At 69.5% G+C, this 18,075-nt stretch carries 10 protein-coding genes; 1 reads left to right on the forward strand and 9 read right to left on the reverse strand.

Annotated features, from left to right (window positions below; genetic code table 11):
• Positions 1–40 precede the first annotated feature (40 nt).
• The 8 genes from OG792_RS32055 to OG792_RS32090 all read right to left on the reverse strand — a co-directional run bounded on the left by OG792_RS32055 (position 41) and on the right by OG792_RS32090 (position 15,686).
• On the reverse strand, positions 41–4,354 hold the full coding sequence (locus tag OG792_RS32055; protein ID WP_329105248.1) for a galactose-binding domain-containing protein: 4,314 nt from the start codon (positions 4,352–4,354) through the stop codon (positions 41–43).
• Between the two features lie 226 nt (positions 4,355–4,580).
• On the reverse strand, positions 4,581–7,523 hold the full coding sequence (locus tag OG792_RS32060) for a galactose-binding domain-containing protein (protein WP_329105250.1): 2,943 nt from the start codon (positions 7,521–7,523) through the stop codon (positions 4,581–4,583).
• Positions 7,524–7,899: 376 nt separating this feature from the next.
• Complete coding sequence (locus tag OG792_RS32065) at positions 7,900–9,528, reverse strand: glycoside hydrolase family 13 protein (RefSeq protein ID WP_329105253.1); 1,629 nt, start codon at positions 9,526–9,528, stop codon at positions 7,900–7,902.
• Positions 9,529–9,628: 100 nt separating this feature from the next.
• A complete protein-coding gene (locus OG792_RS32070) occupies positions 9,629–10,516 on the reverse strand; it encodes a carbohydrate ABC transporter permease (protein ID WP_329105255.1) in 888 nt (295 codons plus the stop codon).
• A gap of 12 nt (positions 10,517–10,528) precedes the next feature.
• A complete protein-coding gene (locus OG792_RS32075; protein ID WP_329105257.1) occupies positions 10,529–11,485 on the reverse strand; it encodes a carbohydrate ABC transporter permease in 957 nt (318 codons plus the stop codon).
• 86 nt (positions 11,486–11,571) lie between these two features.
• Positions 11,572–12,951: an ABC transporter substrate-binding protein gene (locus tag OG792_RS32080; RefSeq protein WP_329105258.1), complete on the reverse strand. Its 1,380-nt coding sequence runs from the start codon at positions 12,949–12,951 to the stop codon at positions 11,572–11,574.
• Positions 12,952–13,246: 295 nt separating this feature from the next.
• A complete protein-coding gene (locus tag OG792_RS32085) occupies positions 13,247–14,248 on the reverse strand; it encodes a LacI family DNA-binding transcriptional regulator (RefSeq protein WP_329105260.1) in 1,002 nt (333 codons plus the stop codon).
• A 76-nt stretch (positions 14,249–14,324) separates the two neighbouring features.
• On the reverse strand, positions 14,325–15,686 hold the full coding sequence (locus OG792_RS32090; protein ID WP_442932524.1) for a dihydrolipoyl dehydrogenase family protein: 1,362 nt from the start codon (positions 15,684–15,686) through the stop codon (positions 14,325–14,327).
• Positions 15,687–15,985: 299 nt separating this feature from the next.
• On the opposite strand from OG792_RS32090, the gene OG792_RS32095 reads away from it, so the two are divergent.
• Entirely contained in the window at positions 15,986–17,164 is a 1,179-nt protein-coding gene (locus OG792_RS32095) for a serine hydrolase domain-containing protein (RefSeq protein ID WP_329105264.1), read from the forward strand.
• Here OG792_RS32095 and OG792_RS32100 read toward each other — a convergent pair.
• Complete coding sequence (locus tag OG792_RS32100; RefSeq protein ID WP_329111566.1) at positions 17,161–18,069, reverse strand: phytoene/squalene synthase family protein; 909 nt, start codon at positions 18,067–18,069, stop codon at positions 17,161–17,163. The genes OG792_RS32095 and OG792_RS32100 overlap by 4 nt on opposite strands.
• Positions 18,070–18,075 lie beyond the last annotated feature (6 nt).

An 18,075-nucleotide genomic window follows, 5' to 3' on the forward strand; every position in this document is an offset into this window, starting at 1 on the left:
GCGGCACCTGTTGGGACCTAGCTACACCCACCAGCCCCGGTCAGGGGTTGATGGTGATGGTGAAGGTTGACGTGGTGTTGCGGATGTTCTGGAAGTTGTTGCTGAACCGGACATTGTTGAAGGTGGCCGAGCCCACCACCGGGCCCTGGCCGGGCTCGGGCAGTTCGTTCGCCCAGATCCCGAAGCCGGACTTGGCGTCGAACGCGTCACCGCTCTTCTGCGCACCGCTGATCGAGATGTTGTTGAACACGGTGTCCGTGACGGCCTGGGTCGCCTGGCCACCGCTGTAGTTCGACTGGAACATGATGCCGTGGTACGTCGGATCGACGATGTCCACATTGTTGATGCGGATGGCGCGGAACTCCTTCGAGGCGGCAAACATCCAGATCGCTGGGAATGTCTGCGAGCCCCAGAAGTGACCACCGGCCCGGACGATCGAGGCGTTCTCGATTGTGGTCAACCCGGGCCCGAAGCCGGTGAAGGAGTACCCGAAGTCCAGCGAGCTGACGGTGATGCCGGAGTAGGTCAGCATGTCCGCGATGTACAGGTTGCGGAAGATGTTGTTCTGTCCGCCGTACACCGCCAGACCGGCCGCACGCCAGGTCAACGTGGCCGTCAGGTTCTCGAACACGTTGCCGGTGTTCGCCCCGCCGCCGCCGTCGGTCGCGGAGAAGAGCGCGAACGCGTCGTCACCGTTGGTCCGACCCTCGACGTTGCTGATCAGGTTGTTGGTGCTGCCGTTGGTCATGTTCATGCCGTCGGCGTACGTGTTCCGGATCCGGGAGTTCTTGATCGTGATGTTGCTGACCCCGAGGCCCCAGAACATGCACATCTGGTGTTCCACCCAGATGTTGTCGAACGTCATGTTCGACACCCGGGACAGGTCGAAGACCTTGCCCGGACCGTCGTTGCGGCTGGTGTAGTTACCGAAGTACGAGAAACCGGCGAAGGTCGAGCCGTTCGCCGACGCCTCGGCCCGGAAGCCGACATCGGTGTTCTCCTGGTTCGCCGGGGCGGCGAACCGGGTGTACCAGGGACCGGCACCGACGACCTGGAGCGCCTTGCCGTACACCTGGAACTTCGACTGAGTCGGGTAGGTACCCGCCGGCAGGTAGACACCGATCAGGTTGGCGTCCTGCCGGGCCCGGTCCAGGGCGTTCTGCACGTCCTGGTGGGTGAAGCCGGCCGGTACGGCGTACCGGGCCGGGTCCGGGTTGCCGGCCGCGGCGACCAGCTCCGTGTTGATGAAGTCGATCGCGTACGTGGTGGTGTTCGCGGCGTCCTTCTGGAGCTTGATCTTGCTGCCCGCCGGGATGGTGGCGTCCAGGAAGATGTTCGCCTCGTCGTAGATGTGCCGCGCCGGACCCGCACCCGGCGAGTTGCCCGGACCGGCCTCGGCACCGTAGAGCCAGATGTACTTCGAGGTCAGCGGGATCGCCTTGTGGAACACGTTGTTGACGTAGACGTTGAGCGTCGAGTCGATCCCGCCGCCGCCCGCCGCGTCCGGGATGGAGAAGCGGGTGACCAGCGTGTTCGTGCTGGCCTTGGTGGTGAACTCGACGAAGTTGCCGGTCGAGTTCAGGGTGACCGCCCGACGACCGGACGCCTCACCGGCCAGGTCGCCGATGGTCCGGTTCGGCCCGACGACCTGCGCGCCGCCGCCGACGAGGCCGTCCTCGGCCTCGTACATCTCGTACGGCAGGTTCGCCCCGCGACCGGAGAAGAACCCGGTGACGCTGGTGTTGTTGGCGCGCTTCACCGGCAACTCGTTGGCGTCGTCGGCGAGCACCACCCGGACGTCGTACCGGCCGTTGACGGCGGTCCAGGTGCCCAGGGAGACCGGGGCGGTGGTGGCACCGGCGGCGATCGCGCCGGTGTAGGAGCCGGTCAGCGTACGCACGACCGCGCCGTTGGCCGGGTTGACCACGGTGAGCGTGATGCCGTGGGCGCCACCGGCGGAGGCGATCGTGCCCTGGTTCTTGATCGCCACCGTGAAGGTGACCGTGCTACCGGCCGCCGGGTTGCTCGGCGACCAGCTCACCGTGGAGACCAGGTCGGAACTGGCCACCGGGGAGACGACCAGCGACGACGGGTTGGTGTAGCTGTTGTTCGCGTCGTTCTGCTCGATCACCGTGTTGGCCTCGTCGACCTTGGCGCTCAGCGGGTACGTACCCGCGTCACGCGGACCGACGTTCGCGGTGACGGTGGTGGAGGCACCCGCCGCCAGAGCACCGACCGCGGCGGTGCCGGCCAGCGTCGTACCCAGGTAGAAGTTGACGTTGGTCGCGGGCGACGCGGCGGTTCCCGCGTTGCGGACCGTGCCCGACAGGGTGATCGCGTCGGTCTCCACCGGCGCGGCCGGGGCGAACGACAGGCCGGTGATGGTCAGGTCCGGGTTCGGCGCGGGTACGCCGATGATCTGGATCTCCGCGACCTGCCCGCCCGGAGCACCGCTGTTCGACGCGATCGACAGCCGCACGTCGGCGACGTTGGCGCTGACCGGGATGGTCACCGTGTTACCGGTGGCCGGGCTGAAGCTGTAGCCCTGCGCACCCGAGAGGCTGGTGAACGTGGTGCTGCTCTGCTCCCGGCCGAGCACCTGGATGTTCTGCGTACGCGGACCCCAGGAGGAATCCGGGTTCAGCTTCACCACCACCGAGTTGACGGTGGCGTTCGCGCCGAGCGCCACGGTCAGCACGCTCGGGAAGTTGTTGCCCTCCCAGTAGGTCGTGAGGCTGTTGTCGTTCGCGTTGGTGGGAACGAAGGTGAAGATCGAACCCGATGCGGTGACCGGCTTGCCGACGGCCAGGTTCGAGCCGCCGGGCGTGCTACCGGTACGGGTGACCGTGTTGCTGTTGCCGGAGACGTTGCCCGCCGCGTCCTTCGCCCGCACGTAGTACGCGACCGTCGCGGTCGCCGGCTGGCTGTCGGTGTACGTCAACACGTTCCCGGCGACGCTCGCCCGAACCGTTCCGTTGGCGTAGATGTCGTACCCGGTCACGGCGGTGTTGTCCGACGACGCGCCCCAGGCCAGCCGGATCTGCCCGGCGGCCGGCTCGGTGAAGGACAGCGTTCCCGGTACGGTCGGCGCCTGCGTGTCCCCGCCCGGCGTGCCGGTACGGGTGACCGTGTTGCTGTTGCCGGACTGGTTGCCCGCCGCGTCCTTCGCCCGCACGTAGTACGCGACCGTCGCGGTCGCCGGCTGGCTGTCCGTGTACGTCAGCACGTTCCCGGCGACGCTGGTGCGCAGCGTGCCGTTGGCGTAGATGTCGTACCCGGTCACGCCGACGTTGTCGGTCGAGGCGTTCCAGGTCAACCGGATCTGCCCGGACCCCGGCTGGGTGTACGCCAGGCTGCCCGGCGCCGACGGCGCCTGGGTGTCGCCCTCGGTCGGCCCGTAGACCTCGAACTCCGAGATCTGACCGGCCGGCCAACCGGTGTTGCCGGTGATGTTCAGCCGGATGTACCGGGCGGTGGTCTGGTTGAAGTTGATCGTCACGGTGTTGCCGGTGGCCGGGTTGAAGGTGTAGCCGGCCGACGCGACGATGGTGGAGAACGGGCCGGTGCTGCTGGTGCTGCTGCCCTGCACGCTCAGCGTCTGCGTACGGGTCTGCCAGGCGGTGGCCGGCGGCAGCTTCAGCACCACCCGGTTCACCCCGACGGCGGAACCGAGGTCGGCCTGGAGCCACTGCGGGAAGGCGTTGTTCGCGCTCTCCCAGTAGGTGTTGGCGTTGCCGTCACCGGCGTTTCCCGGCCCGTACACGTCGGCGGTGCTGCTGGCGGTCAGCGACACCACCGCCGCGGCGGCGGCGAGGTTGACCTTCGACACCGCCGCCGGGTGGACCTCCAGCTCGGCGAGCTGGCCGGCGGCGGCACCGCTGTTGGCGGTGATGTCGGCCTTCACGTACCGGGTGGTGGTGGCCGGGAACTTGACCGTCACCAGGTTGCCCGAGGTGGGGCTGAAGGTGTAGCTGGCCCGGCCGACGATCGTGCTGTACGACGTACCGTCGGGGCTGCCCTGGATGGCGAGCGTCTGGGTCCGCTTCGCCCAGCCCTTCGGCAGTTTCAGGGTGACCCGGTCGATGCTCGTGCCGCTGCCGAGGTCGACCGCGGCGGCCTGCGGGAAGGCACCGCTGCCCTGCCAGTAGCTGGCCTGGTCGCGGTCGGAGATGTTGCCGGCGGCGTAACCGGTGCTGGTGCTGGTCGCCGCGGCGGCCTTGCCGGCGGCGAGGTTGGTCGCACTCGCCGCGGAGGCGGGTGCGGCGGAGGCGGGGACCGCCGGGGCGAGCGTCGCGACCATACCGGTCGCGAGGATCGCCGCCAGCGGGCGCCAGGAGACGGGGTTGGATCTCATTGCGTTCCTCCAACTTCGGGCTGGAACGTCAGATGGGGGTGGTGGTGCGTAAGCCCACGGGGGGCGGCGGGACAGGCGGACGTTGCCCGATCCCGATTGCTGCTGAACCTGGACATACGGAACGACACCTTCCTGTCACGGGTACGCCGAAGGCACTCTCCGAGCCGATGGGTGTGGCAGGGCCCTCCCCGCGACCGGGGTTACGGAAGGGGCCCTGCCGTACGCCTCAGGAGGCGTACACCTCGAACTCGGAGAGCTGGGCCGCTGGCCAGCCGGTGTTGCCCGTGAAGGTGAGCCGCAGGTAGCGCTGCGAGGTCGCCGGGAAGGTGACCGTGGCGGTGTTACCCGAGGCGGGGTTGAAGGTGTAACCCGCCGACGCCTTGAGCGTGGCGTACGGCACCTGACCGGTGGTGGAACCGAGCACCGACAGCGTCTGCGTACGGGTCTGCCACGCTGCCGCCGGTGGCAGTTTCAGCACCACCCTGGACACCGACCGGGCCTGCCCGAGATCCACCGTGATCGACTGCGGGAACGCGCTGTTGGCGCTCTCCCAGTAGCTGTTCGGGTTGACGTCGACCGCGTTGGCGCCGCCGTAGACGTCGACCGTGCTGGTCACCGTCGTGGGCCGACCGGCGGCCAGGTTGCTGTTGACCGGCGGCGTGGTGGGCGGGGGTGTGGTCGGCGGCGGCGTGGTCGGCGGCGGTGTCGTCACCGGAGGCGTGGTGGGCGGCGGCGTGGTGCCGCTGCCGTACACCTCGAACTCGGACACCTGCGCCGCCGGCCAACCGGTGTTGCCGGTGAAGGCCAGCCGCAGGTAGCGGCGGTTCGCCGAGGGCAGCACGATCGACACCGAGTTACCCGTGGCCGGGTTGAAGGTGTAACCGGCAGCCGGGACGATCGGCGGGAAGCTCCCGTCGGTCGAACCCTGCACGACGAAGGTCTGGGTACGGGTCTCCCAGCCCGGTGGCAACTTCACCACCACCCGGTTGGTGTTCACCACCGCGCCGAGGTCGACCGTCAGCGACTGCGGGAAGGCGCCGTTCACGCTCTCCCAGTAGCTGGCGGCGTTCCCGTCGTTCGCGTTCGACGGCACGTACGCCTGCGAGGTGCTGGTCGCCGTGATCGCCTTGCCCTGGGCCAGGTTGCCGTTGGTCGGCGGCGTGGTCGGGGGCGTGGTCGGCGGCGTCGTCGGCGGGGTGGTGGGCGGGGTGGTGGGCGGCGGCGTGCCGGTCGGCGGCGGGCTGGTCGGCCCGTTGTTCCAGATCGGTGTCGGCCACGGGCCGCAGTCCGGGGTGGCGGTGTACCAGCCCGAGTTGCCCGCGCCCTGGGTGATCTGGAAACCGCTGCCGACGCAGTTGTGGATCGGCTTCGGCTGGGCGATCCCACTGGCCCGTACGTTGGTGAAGGAGACCTGGCTGGCCGCCTGCACCTGGAGCGCGTACGTGCCGGCGCCGACGATGTTGACGTTGTTGAGGTTGATGCCGTTGGTCTGACCCTCGATCCAGTGCAGCGCCGCGTACGAGCTGTCCAGGATGTCGGTGTCGGTGATGTTGATGGTGGGGTTCTGGAACGCCTGGTTGAGCGCGGAGAACCAGATCGCGCCGACGCCGAAGTTCCAGTTGTAGTCGGAGTTCCCGTTCCGGATCAGGGTGTTGCGGGCGATCGTCCAGGTGCCCAGTACCGAGGTCGCCCCCTGTACGCCGGGGTAGCGGTTGGCGACGTGGATGCCGCCGCCGTTGCTGAGTGAGTCGGCGGTCACGTTGTCGGTGATCTTGATATCCCGACCGCCGTAACTGACCAGGTGGTTCGCCAGCAGGGTGACGCCGATCGTGTTGTGGGTGAACGAGTTGTTGACGTTCGGCACGCTCTGCGCCCACATCGCCAACGCGTCGTCCCCGGTGTTGCGGACGAACGTGTTGGTCACCGTGGAGTTGGTGACCCCGGTGTGGAAGTTCACCCCGTCCGCGGTCTGGTCCAGGATCCGGCTGTTGCGGATGGTGAAGTTGTCCATCGGGCCGTCCATCCAGGCGCCGACCTTGGTGTGCTGCATCCAGATGTTGTCGATGACCGAGTCGGTCATCGCCCCACCGAACGCGTTCACCTGGTCGTCGTCGATCCGCTCCTGGATGTCGCCGATGATGGCGAAGTCCCGTACGGTCACGTTCCGGCTGGGACCGTTCGCCTCGTGCGGGCGTACGCCCCCGGTGTAACCGCCGCCGGGCACGTACTTGCCGTAGATGCCGGCCGCCCGGTTGCGCTGGGTGGGGTGCCGGCCGCCGAGCACCGAGTACCACGGTCCGGCGCCGCGCAGCGTCACCCGGTCGACCACCACGTGGTCCCAGAGGGTGAAGTTGCCCTGCGGGATCCAGACCGCCCGGCCCTGTGCCGCGCCCGCGTCGACCGCCGCCTGGAAGTCGGCGGTGGAGTCGGTCGCGCCGGTCGGGTCGGCGCCGAAGTCGGTGACCACGTCGATCACGTTCGCCGGCTTCGCGATCGGCCCGCCGACCAGTTCGAAGTCGGCCAGGTCGATGGTGAAGGTGGGTGACTGGGCGGTCGAGCTGACCTGCAACCGGACCTTGGTGCCGGCCGGGTAGGTCGACCCGAACAGGGTCCGGGCCTCGTCGTAGAAGTGGTGCGGGTTGGTGTCACCGGGGTTGTTGTTGAACGGGTAACCCCCGTAGTACCAGCCGTACTTCGAGGTCACCGGGACGGCCTTGACCACGTTGCCGTTGATCCGCAGGTCGATGCTGGCGTCCCGACCGGTCCCGGACGCGCTGTCCGGGATGCTGTACCGGAAGGTCACCGCGTCGGCCGGCTTGGTCAGGGTGAACTCGACGTACTCGCCGACCGCGTCCAGGGTCACCGCTTCGCGGCCGGAGGCCTCGGACGGTAGCTGACCGTAGTAGCGGGTCGGGCCGATCTTCGATCCGTTGTGGGCGACGTTCTCCGCCTCCTGCTCGACGAAGGGCACGGTGGCACCGCGACCGACGATGTCGAACGGGGAGAGGCCGGCGGCCTGGGCGGGCGCAGCCGACGTGAGCGTGAGAACACTGATCGAGGCCGCGGCCATCGCGGTGCTGGCGATGGCTGCCAGCCCGACCCGGGCGCGGTTGGTACGTGGTGCGGTGGCGGTGCCGGGCGTGGGCGCGCCGGCAGTATGGATGGCCATTGGATCCCTTTCGTCAGGAAAACCAATTCCCCCGTGCGTGGAGCCGCGTGGAGCCGCAATCAGCAATGGTTCAGTGCGCGTAGACCTCCCGTTCGACTACCGGACCGGTGGGCCGGGCCGGTGGTGGTGGCGGCGACGGGGACGCATCGCACCGCCGCCGGAAAAATCATGGGTACGGCGTGTCCGTCGGCGGCGGGGTCGGCGTCCCCACCGCCGACGGACACCACCGTGCCGTCCCACTCGGCCCGGGTGGGCCCGGGGCCGAGCCGGACGGACCCGGCGATCCACTGGCCCGCGTACGCCGCCGCCGGCGGCCGGTGGGAACGGCACACCGGTGTCCCGGTGCGGCGCTCGGCGGCGGTGCTGCGGGCCATGACTAGACCGTTCCGGTCCGCAGCCAGACGGTGGTGTCCGGCGGAAGCAGATCTCCTGCGAGCGGTCCGCTGGCCAGCAGCCGGGTCTGGTGCGCCGGCAACGGCACCGGTACGCCGGACAGGTTCACCACACAGGCGAAGTCGTCGCCGCGGGCGAAGGCCAACACGTCGTCCGGGGCCTCCAGCCAGTGCATCGGCCCGTCGCCGAGACCGGCCTCGGCCCGCCGGATCCGGATCGCCGCCTGGTAGAGGGCGAGCATCGACGACGGGTCCCCGGTCTGCGCCTGGGCGGTACGCCCCTTCCAGTCCGCCGGCTGCGACAGCCACGGTGCCGTGGTCGCGCCGTCGGGGCTGAAGCCGAACGGGGGCGCGTCGCCGGACCACGGCAGCGGCACCCGGCAGCCGTCCCGGCCCGGGTCGACGTAACCGGAGCGCGGCCACATCGGGTCCGTACGCTCCGCCGGCGGGACGTCGACCTCCCAGAGCCCGAGTTCCTCGCCCTGGTAGACGTACGCGGCGCCGGGCAGGGCGAGCGAGAGCAGGGCCGCCGCGCGGGCCCGTACGGTGCCGAGTTCGAGGTCGGTGTGGATACCCTCGCGCTTTTTGGCGAAGCTGAATGTGGTGTCCTCCCGGCCGTACCGGGTGACGTGTCGGGTGACGTCGTGGTTGGAGAGCACCCAGGTGGCCGGCGCACCGACCGGGGCGTGCGCGTGCAGGGTGCCGTCGATGCTCTCGCGCAGCGCCGAGGCGTCCCAGGCGCAGCCGAGGAAGTCGAAGTTGAACGCGGCGTGCAGCTCGTCCGGGCGCAGGTAGTTGGCGAACCGCTGCCGGTCGGGCATCCACACCTCGCCGATCAGTGCCCGGTCGCCGGGGTACTCGTCGGCGATCCGCCGCCAGGCGCGGTAGACGTCGTGCACCCCGTCGAGGTCGCGGAACGGGTGCGGCTTGTCCGGCAGGGTCTCCGGCAGCGTCCCGTCCTTGACCAGCAGGCCGGCGGAGTCGATCCGGATGCCGTCCACGCCCCGGTCGAACCAGAACCGCAGGATGTCCTCGAACTCGGCCCGGACCAGCGGGTGTTCCCAGTTGAAGTCCGGCTGCTCGGCGGTGAACAGGTGCAGGTACCAGTCGCCGGGGGTGCCGTCCGGGTTGGTGGTCCGGGTCCAGGTCTCGCCGCCGAACTCGCCGACCCAGTCGGTGGGCCGCTGGTCACCGTTCGGGCCCCGTCCGGGGCGGAACCAGAACAGGTCCCGCTCGGGCGCGCCGGGCCCGGCGGCGAGCGCCGCCTGGAACCACGGGTGCTTGTCGGAGCAGTGATTGGGTACCACGTCGACGATGGTCCGGATGCCGAGCGCGTGCGCCTCCGCGATCAGCGCCTCGACCTCGGGCAGGGTGCCGAAGATCGGGTCGATGTCGCGGTAGTCGGCCACGTCGTAGCCGGCGTCCGCCATCGGGGACGGGTACCAGGGGCTGAACCAGATCGCATCGACGCCGAGCGCGGACAGGTGATTCAGCCGGGATCGGATGCCGGCGATGTCGCCGATGCCGTCGCCGTTGCCGTCGGCGAAGCTACGCGGATACACCTGGTAGATCACCGCTCCACGCCACCACGGACTGTTGTCTGCTGTGGACACGAGCACCTGCTTTCTGCGTCAGTACGTCGGGCGGGTTCGCCGGACCTGGATGTGTATCGGGCGAACTGTCGTTGTCCGCCGCGCGGGAGGTAACGCAGGGCTATCCCTTGAGGCTGCCCGTGGTCAGCCCGGACATGATGTTCCGCTGGAAGATCAGGAAGATGATGACGGTCGGGATCGCGGCGATCACCGAGGCGGCGATCACCACGTTCTGCGGCGTACCACCGGCGAAGGCGTAGATACCGACGCTGACCGTGCGGGTCTCGGGCGACGGCATGACCAGCTTCGGCCAGAGGAAGTCCTTCCAGACCGCCGTCACGGAAAAGATCGCGACCACGCCGAGGATGGGGCGCGACATCGGCAGGATGATCGACCAGAGCGTACGCAGCGACGTTGCCCCGTCCATCAGGGCCGCCGCCATCAGGTCCTCCGGGATCGAGTCGAAGAACCGCTTCAGCAGGAAGATGTTGAACGCGTTCGCGACCAGGGGCAGCCAGATCGCGAACGGCGAGTCGAGCAGGTTGATGTGCAGGATCGGCAGGTTGATCACGGTCACGTACTGCGGGACGATGAGGACCATCGCCGGGATCATCAGCGTCGCCAGCATCGCGCCGAGGATCACGTTGCCGAAGATCGGTCGCAGTTTCGACAGGGCGTACGCGGCGGCGGTGTCGAAGACGAGTTGGAACAGCACCGCGCCGGCCGCGTAGTAGAACGTGTTGAACAGCAGCTTGGCGAGGTCGAGGTTGTTCCACGCGTCGGTGTAGTTCTGCCACTGGGGGTCCTGCGGGAACAGCGACGGCGGGGTCTGCGCGATCTCCTGGCCGGACTTGAGCGCGCCGGTGACCATCCAGTAGAGCGGACCGAGGAAGACGAGCGTGAACCCGGTGACGACGACGGCGAGCAGCGTCCAGTAGACGATCCTGCCGCGACCCCGTGTGAGCTGGGCGTGGGAGATGAGTGTCCGGGTCCCGGAGTCCTGTGCCATTTCCTCGCCGTCCTAGTCCTGTTTCGCGGTCAGTCGTACGTAGACGGCGGAGAAGCCGGCCAGCACCACGAGCATGATCACGCCGAGCGCCGCGGCGCCGTTGAGGTCGTTCTGGAAGAACCCGTGCTGGTAGATGAGGTACGCGACCGAGGTAGCCGAGTCCTCCGCGCCCGCGCCGTTGGCGAGGATCAGCGGCTCGATGAAGAGCTGCATGGTGGCGACGATCTGCAACATCGCCAGCAGCGCGAGGATCAGCCGGGTCTGCGGGATGGTCACGTTGACGATCCGCCGCCAGATCCCGGCGCCGTCGAGTTCGGCGGCCTCGTAGAGTTCGCCGGGTACGTTCTGCAACGCCGCCAGGTAGATGAGCACCGCGCTACCCATGTTCATCCAGGTCGACGCGATCACCATCGCCGGCATCGTCATCTCGGGGGACTGCATCCACTGCGAGGTCGGCAGGTGCAGCGCCTTGAGGATCGCGTTGAACAGACCCGCCTCGCTGGGGTCGTACGCGTAGAACTTGAACAGGAACAGCGCCGAGGCCGGCGGCAGCATGACCGGCAGGTAGACCAGGATCCGCAGGTAGCCCTTGGCGTGGCGGAACTCGTTGAGCAGGATCGCCACGAAGAACGGCACCAGGTAGCCGAGGACGAGCGCGAGGACCGTGAAGTAGAACGTGTTCTGCCAGGCGGTCCAGAAGCTGGGGTCGGCGACGATGCGGACGTAGTTGTCCCAGCCGACCCAGGTGGTCTCGCCGCGCCGGGTGCGCTGGAAGCTCATCACGACGCCGCGGATCATCGGGTACCAGGAGAAGACGATGAAGCAGAGCACCGCGCCGATCAGGAACGCGTGACCGGTGAGGTTGTCCCGTACCTTGCGGCCGAGGCTCGTACGCTGCGGCCGTGCCTGGTACGGCGACGCGGGGCGGCCCGGTTTCCTGGTGGTCTCCGGGGCGGTGGTGAGCGCCAAGGCAACTCCAACGTGAGTTAGTGACACCGACGGTGCGGCGCGGATGGTGTGGGGGCCGGGCGCACCGGCCCCCACACCCTCGCCAATCAGCTCTCGGCGGCGAGGAGCTGGTTGACCTTCTCTTCGGCCGTCTTGAGCAGTGCGTCGATGTTCGAGTTCGGGCTGGTCAGCACCCCGGACATCGCGGCATCGAGCACCGCGTAGATCGCCTGCGCGTTGCGGGGCTCACCCTTGATCGGGACCGGGGTCGCCTCGAAGATCGCGAAGTTCGCGGTGTCGACGTTCGCGTTCGCCTTGCGCAGTTCGAGCTCCTGCTTCTGCGCGTCGCTGCCGTTGGCGAACAGCAGCGGCTGGGGCAGGCCGACCGGGTAGTTCTGCGGCTTGGCCCGCACGTAGTCGAACTGGCCCTTGCCCGGCGTGAGCTTCTGGTACGCGATCCACTTCAGACCGGCCTTGACCTGCTCGGGGGTGAGGTCCTTCTTGAAGAAGTAGCCCTCGCCACCGCCGAGCGTTCCCTTTGCCGCGCCGTCCTGGCCGGGCAGCGGGGCCATCGCCCAGTCCTGGAACTTGCCCTGGAACTGGCTGACGATGGCCTGGGTGGCGTCCGGCGCGCCGATGAACATGCCGACCTTGCCCGCGCCGGCGTTGGTCAGCAGGTCGCCCCACTGGAGGAGCTGGCGGTCGCCCATGCTGTTGTCGCCGTATCGCATGTCCTTGAGGTTCTGGAGGACCTGCTTGCCGGCCGCGTTGTTGAAGTCGGCCTTCTTGCCGTCGGCGCTGAGCACCTGGCCACCCTGTGAGTAGAGCAGGGAGGTGAAGTGCCAGCCGCCGGTGTTGCCGGCGCTGTACTCCGAGTAGCCGGCGATGCCGTTGCCGAGCGCGGAGATCTTCTTGGCGGCGGCCCGGACCTCGCCCCAGGTCTTCGGCGGGTTGTTGGCGTCGAGCCCCGCCTGCTGGAACAGGACCTTGTTGTAGACCAGGCCCATCGAGTAGTTCTTCACCGGTACGGCGTAGAGCTTGCCGCCGTCGGTGAAGACCTCCTTGAGCGCCGGGTCGACGCTGTCCCAGGTCGGGACCGAGTCCTTGCCGACGAGCTCGGTGATGTCCTTCGCCTGACCGGAGTCGAGCACCTGCTGGAGATCCGTCATGTACCCGTAGAACAGGTCGGTCACGGTGCCACCGGCGAGGCGGGCGGTGAAGTCCGGCGGGTTGTTGCACTGCTCGCCGACGCTGACGCTCTTGATGACGATGTCCGGGTTCTGCTTCTGGAACTCGGCGACGTCGTCGTTCCAGTTCTGCAACAGCTCTTTCTGGGAGCCGACCGGCTGACAGTCGACGGTGATGGTGACCTTGCCGTTCGCATCGGTCGATGCGTCGTCACTCTTCGTGGAGCACGCCGTAAGGCTGAGCCCCAGGCCGGCCGCGAGCGTCAACGCCGCAGCCTTCCGCAGCCTGGATCTGTCCATGGAATAACACCCTCCCCTGGGTGGGCACGCAGGATTGTGATCTAGCTCTCTAACACGCAATGTTTCGTGGCGATGACGATACAAAGTCGGATCGCTTCACGCAAGAACTCGACCGAAATTCGAAAGACTACGACTGTTTGCCCCAGGTGGACGGCGGTCCCGTTCAACCCGGCCCCGTACCGCACGCGAAAGGGCGGACCGGTGGCCGGTCCGCCCTGGGTCGTACGCGTCGGGGCTGGTCAGAGAGGTGTCGGGGCGGGAACGTCGGTCGGCGCTGCGACGCCGGTCGACAACGTCAGCGGCTCGGTACGGGCGCGGTCGAGCCGCGTACCACCAACTCGGGCTCGAAGAGCAACTCGTCGTGCAGCACGCCGGCCCCCTCGATCTGGGTCACCAGCAGGTCCACCGCCGCCTGCCCCATCGTCTCGATCGGCTGCCGGACCGTGGTCAGCGGCGGATCGGTGCAGGTCATGAACGCGGAGTCGTCGAAACCCACCACCGAGATGTCGGCCGGCACCGAACGGCCCAACCGGCGGGCCGCCCGGATCGTGCCCAGGGCCAGCACGTCGCTGGCGCAGATAATGCCGGTCACCCCGCGCTCGACCAGCTTGGTCGCGGCGACCCTGGCCCCCTCCATGGAGAAGCTGGACCGCTCCACACACTCGTCGCCGGGCGACCAGCCGGACACCTGGACCATCGCGGCCAGCTTCCGCCGGGACGGGACGTGGTCCTCCGGGCCGAGGACCATGCCGATCCGCTCGTGGCCGAGCGAGCGCAGGTGCCCGTACGCCTGCTCCACCGCCACCGCGTCGTCGGTGGAGACCCGGGGGAACTCCAACTCGTCCACGCCCGCGTTGACCAGGACCACCGGCAGCCCCCGGTCGGTCAACCGGCGGTAGTGGTCGTGCCGGGCGTCGGCGAGCGCGTACGAGCCACCGGCGAAGATCACCCCGGAGACCTGGTGGTCCAGCAGCATCTCGACGTAGTCCATCTCCGAGACGCCGCCGATGGTGCGGGCGCAGAGCGCCGGGGTGAAGCCGCGCTGGGCGAGCGAACCGGTGACCACCTCGGCGAGCGCCGGGAAGATCGGGTTCTGCAATTCGGGCAGGACCAGGCCGACCAGCCGGGCTCGTTCACCCCGCAGCTTTGTCGGCCGTTCGTAGCCGAGCACGTCCAAAGCCGTGAGCACGGCGGTCCGAGTCGCCTCGGAGACGCCATCCCGACCGTTGAGCACCCGGCTCACCGTGGCCTCGCTGACGCCGGCCTTCTTTGCTACTTCGGTGAGGCGTTTAGTCACGGCCGCAATGGTACGGCAATTTCTTGCAAGAATTTAACGCGAATCTGCCGGGGTGGCCTCTCCGGCTGCCGTACGGCTACTTCAGATTGTTCAGGGCGTCCCCGATGGCCCGGTGGAAAGTCGGGTAGGCCCAAATCATCTGCCGCAGTTGGGCCACCGGGACGGCCGCGTGCACCGCCACGGCCAGCGCACCGAGCACCTCGCCGCCGGCCGGACCGGCCGAGGTGGCACCGATCAGGACATCTTGATCGGCATCCGCGATCAGCTTGATGAATCCCTCGTTGCCGACCTTGTGGATCCACCCGCGTGAGGAATCCGGCAGTCGGGTCTGCCCGACCCGGATCCGCCGCCCGGTCTCCCGGGCCTGGCGCTCGGTCAGCCCCACCGCACCGATTTCCGGATCGGTGAACGTCACCCGGGGCAGGGCCCGATAGTCGGCCCTCGGCACGGCCCGATCGTCCACTCCCGGTCCCGAGCCACCACCGCGCAGGATGTCCTGGATCACAATTCCCGCCTGGTACATCGCCATGTGCGTGAATGCGCCGTGACCGGTGACGTCGCCGACCGCCCAGATGCCGTCGGCCACCCGCATCCGGTCGTCGGTGTCGAGATAGCGCTGCTCCGGGTCCAGTCCCACGCTCGGCAGACCGAGTTCGTCCAGCCGGGCCCGCCGGCCGCTGGCGACCAGCAACCGGTCCGCGCGTACGGTGCCGCCGCCGGTCAGGTGCAGGGTGAATCCGCCCGCGTCGTGCTCGACCCGCTCGGTCCGCATGCCGGTGTGCAGCTCCACCCCGTCGGCCCGCAACGCGGTGGTGGCCAGCTCCGACGACTCCGGCTCCTCCATCGCCAGCAGCCGGTCGGACCGCTCGACCACGTGCACCCGTACGCCGAACCGGGCGAACACCTGCGCCAGCTCCAGGCCGATCGCCCCGCCGCCGAGTACCGCCATCGAGGCGGGCAGTTGGGCCGCCTCGATCGCCTCGTGGTTAGTCCAGTACGGCGTCCCGGCCAGCCCCTCGACCGGCGGGATGACCGGTTCCGTACCGGTGCCGACGACGATGCCCCGACAGGCCCGGAAGCGGATCCCGTCGACCTCGACCAGACCGGGCCCAACCAGCTCGGTCGACCCGCGGACCAGCCGCCCGCCCTTGCCGACGAACCGGTCGGCGGCCCGCTTGTCGGTCCAGTCCGCGGTCGCCTCGTCCCGGATCCGGGCCGCCACCGGTGCCCAGTCCGGTACGACCTCCGCCCGGCCGCCGAGCATCCCGACCCGCTTCGCCTCGGCCAGCGCGTTCCCCGCCCTGATCATCATCTTGCTGGGAATGCAGCCCCAGTACGGGCACTCGCCCCCGACGAGCCGGCGCTCGATCCCGAGTACGGACAGGCCGGCCTCGGCCAGCCGGCCGGCGACCTCCTCGCCCCCGACACCGAGTCCCATCACGATCACGTCGAACTGCTCCGGCTCCGTCACCCCGTCAGCATCCCGCACCGTCACCCCGTCGGCATCCCGCACCGGAGGACCCGGAAGGCCCGGCTGCCGATTCGGCCGGCCGCCGATCCGGTCAGCCACCGATTCAGCCGGCCACCGATCCGGCGCGCCGCCGACCGGGATCCGCCCGCCGATTCCGCGCGCCGCCGACCGGGATCCGCCGGCCGATCCAGCGGCATCGATCCGGAACGGGTGACGGCTCACATAACGTGTGTCGCCGGACCGGGACGCCGGCCTACCGTGTCCGGGTGGACGCGGACCGGGTACGTGAGGATCGGGTGGACGGCGACTGGGACCGGCGGTACGTCGCCGTACGGGACGCCTTCGCGGCGCTGCTGAGCGACGAGCAGCCAACCGGCGACCTGCCAGGCGGCACGGCCGGCAGCGGTCGGCTCGGCGGGGCGGCCGAGACCGGTGCGTCGCTCGCCGTCTGGCACCGGGGGCGGCCGGTACTGGACCTGGTCGGCGGCTGGCGGGACTCCGCCCGGACCCGCCCGTGGACCCCGGACACCCTGGTCAACGTCTACTCGGTGGGCAAGCCGGTGGCGGCGCTCTGCCTGCTGCTGCTGGTCGAGCGGGGCCGGATCGGGCTCGACGACCCGGTGGCCCGGCACTGGCCGGGCTTCCGCGCCGCCGGGGCGACCGTACGGCACGTGCTGAGCCACACCGCCGGGCTGCCCGTCTTCCCGGTGCCCCGACCGGAATCGGCCCTCGGCGACTGGGCGCTGCTCACCGGCGACCTGGCCGACGCCGAACCGGTCTGGGCGCCGGGCACCGTGGCCGCCGAACACGCGCTGACCTACGGGCACCTCGTCGGCGAGCTGGTCCGCCGGGTCGACGGCCGGTCGATCGGCCGGTTCCTGGCCGACGAGATCGCCGGGCCGTGGCGGCTGGACCTGCACTTCGGGCTCGCCCCGGCCGCCCAGGCCCGCTGCGCCGACCTCGGCCACGGCGACCCGGACTGGCCGATCACCGTCCTGGGCGCTCCGGGCTCACTGCGCGCCCGCGCGCTCGGCAACCCGGCCGGCTGCCTGGACCCGGCCGTACTCAACGGCCCGCTCTGGCGGTCGGCGCAGGTGCCCGCGGTGAACCTGCACGCCACCGCCGCCGGCCTGGCCCGGCTCTACGCGGGGCTGCTCGCCGGTGGCGAGCTGGACGGCGTACGGCTGTTCGGTGCCGAGCTGGTGACCGAGCTGACCCGGGCCCAGTACGTCGGCGACGACCTGCTGCTGGAGCGCCCGACACAGTGGACGCTCGGCATGCAGCTCGAAGAGGACGGAAGCTGGGGCATGGGCGGGATCGGCGGCAGCGTGGCCTGGGCCGACCCGGCCCGCGACTACACGTTCGCGTACGCCACCCGGCACCTGTCCGGCTTCGACCGGGTGGGGAGGCTGGTCGACGTACTGCACACCTGCCTCGACGGCTAGCCGATCGGGCCGGGTACGACGACCGGGGTGCCGGGCCGGGTCAGCAGGGCCCGTGCGGCGACCGCCGCCCGGCGCCGGTTCGGTACGGCGGCCCGCCGGACGAACACGTCGTAACCGGCGGCGGCCACCTCGTCCAGGATCCCCCCGTAGAGCAGGTACGCGGTTCGCATGCACGCCTGCGAGGCGGGGTTGAGCAGCACGATCCCCGGTGCGGCGGCGGCGTAGTGGCGTTGCGCGCGGGTCACCTCGTACGCGATCAGCTCCCGGATCGGGGTGCTCGCCCGGCGCCGCGCGGCGGCCTCGACCAGGTCGTCCCGGCTCACCCCGAACTTCGCCAGGTCCTCGTCGGGTAGGTAGGTGCGTCCCCGGTCCAGGTCCTCGGCGACGTCTCGGATGAAGTTGGTCAGTTGGAACGCCAGGCCGAGCTGGCGGGCCGGCTCGCGGGCGGCGACCGGGTCGGACGAGCCGAGGATGGGCAGCATCATCGTGCCGATCACCGCCGCCGAGCCCTCCATGTAGTCGAGCAGGTCGTCGTAGCCGGCGTACGAGGTGACCGTGAGGTCCATCGCCATGCTCCGCAGGAACGACTCGAAGTCGCCCAGGTCAAGGTCGAACGTGGCGATGGTGTGCAGCACCGCCGGCAGCAGCGGATCGTCGACCGGGGCGCCGCGCAGCCCGGCGACGAACCGCCGCGACCAGTCGGTGAGCTGGGCGGCCCGGACGGCGGGCGGCAGGACGTCGGTACGGTCCACGATCTCGTCGGCGTACCGGGTAAAGCCGTAGAGGGCGTGCACGTGCCGCCGCTTCCACGCCGGCAGCAGCCGGGTCGCGAGATAGTACGTACGGCCGTGCTGTTTGTGCAGCTCACGGCAGCGCGCGTAGGCCGCGGTGAGATCGGTCCGCACCATCAC

The organism is Micromonospora sp. NBC_01699 (assembly GCF_036250065.1).
Taxonomy (GTDB): domain Bacteria; phylum Actinomycetota; class Actinomycetes; order Mycobacteriales; family Micromonosporaceae; genus Micromonospora_G.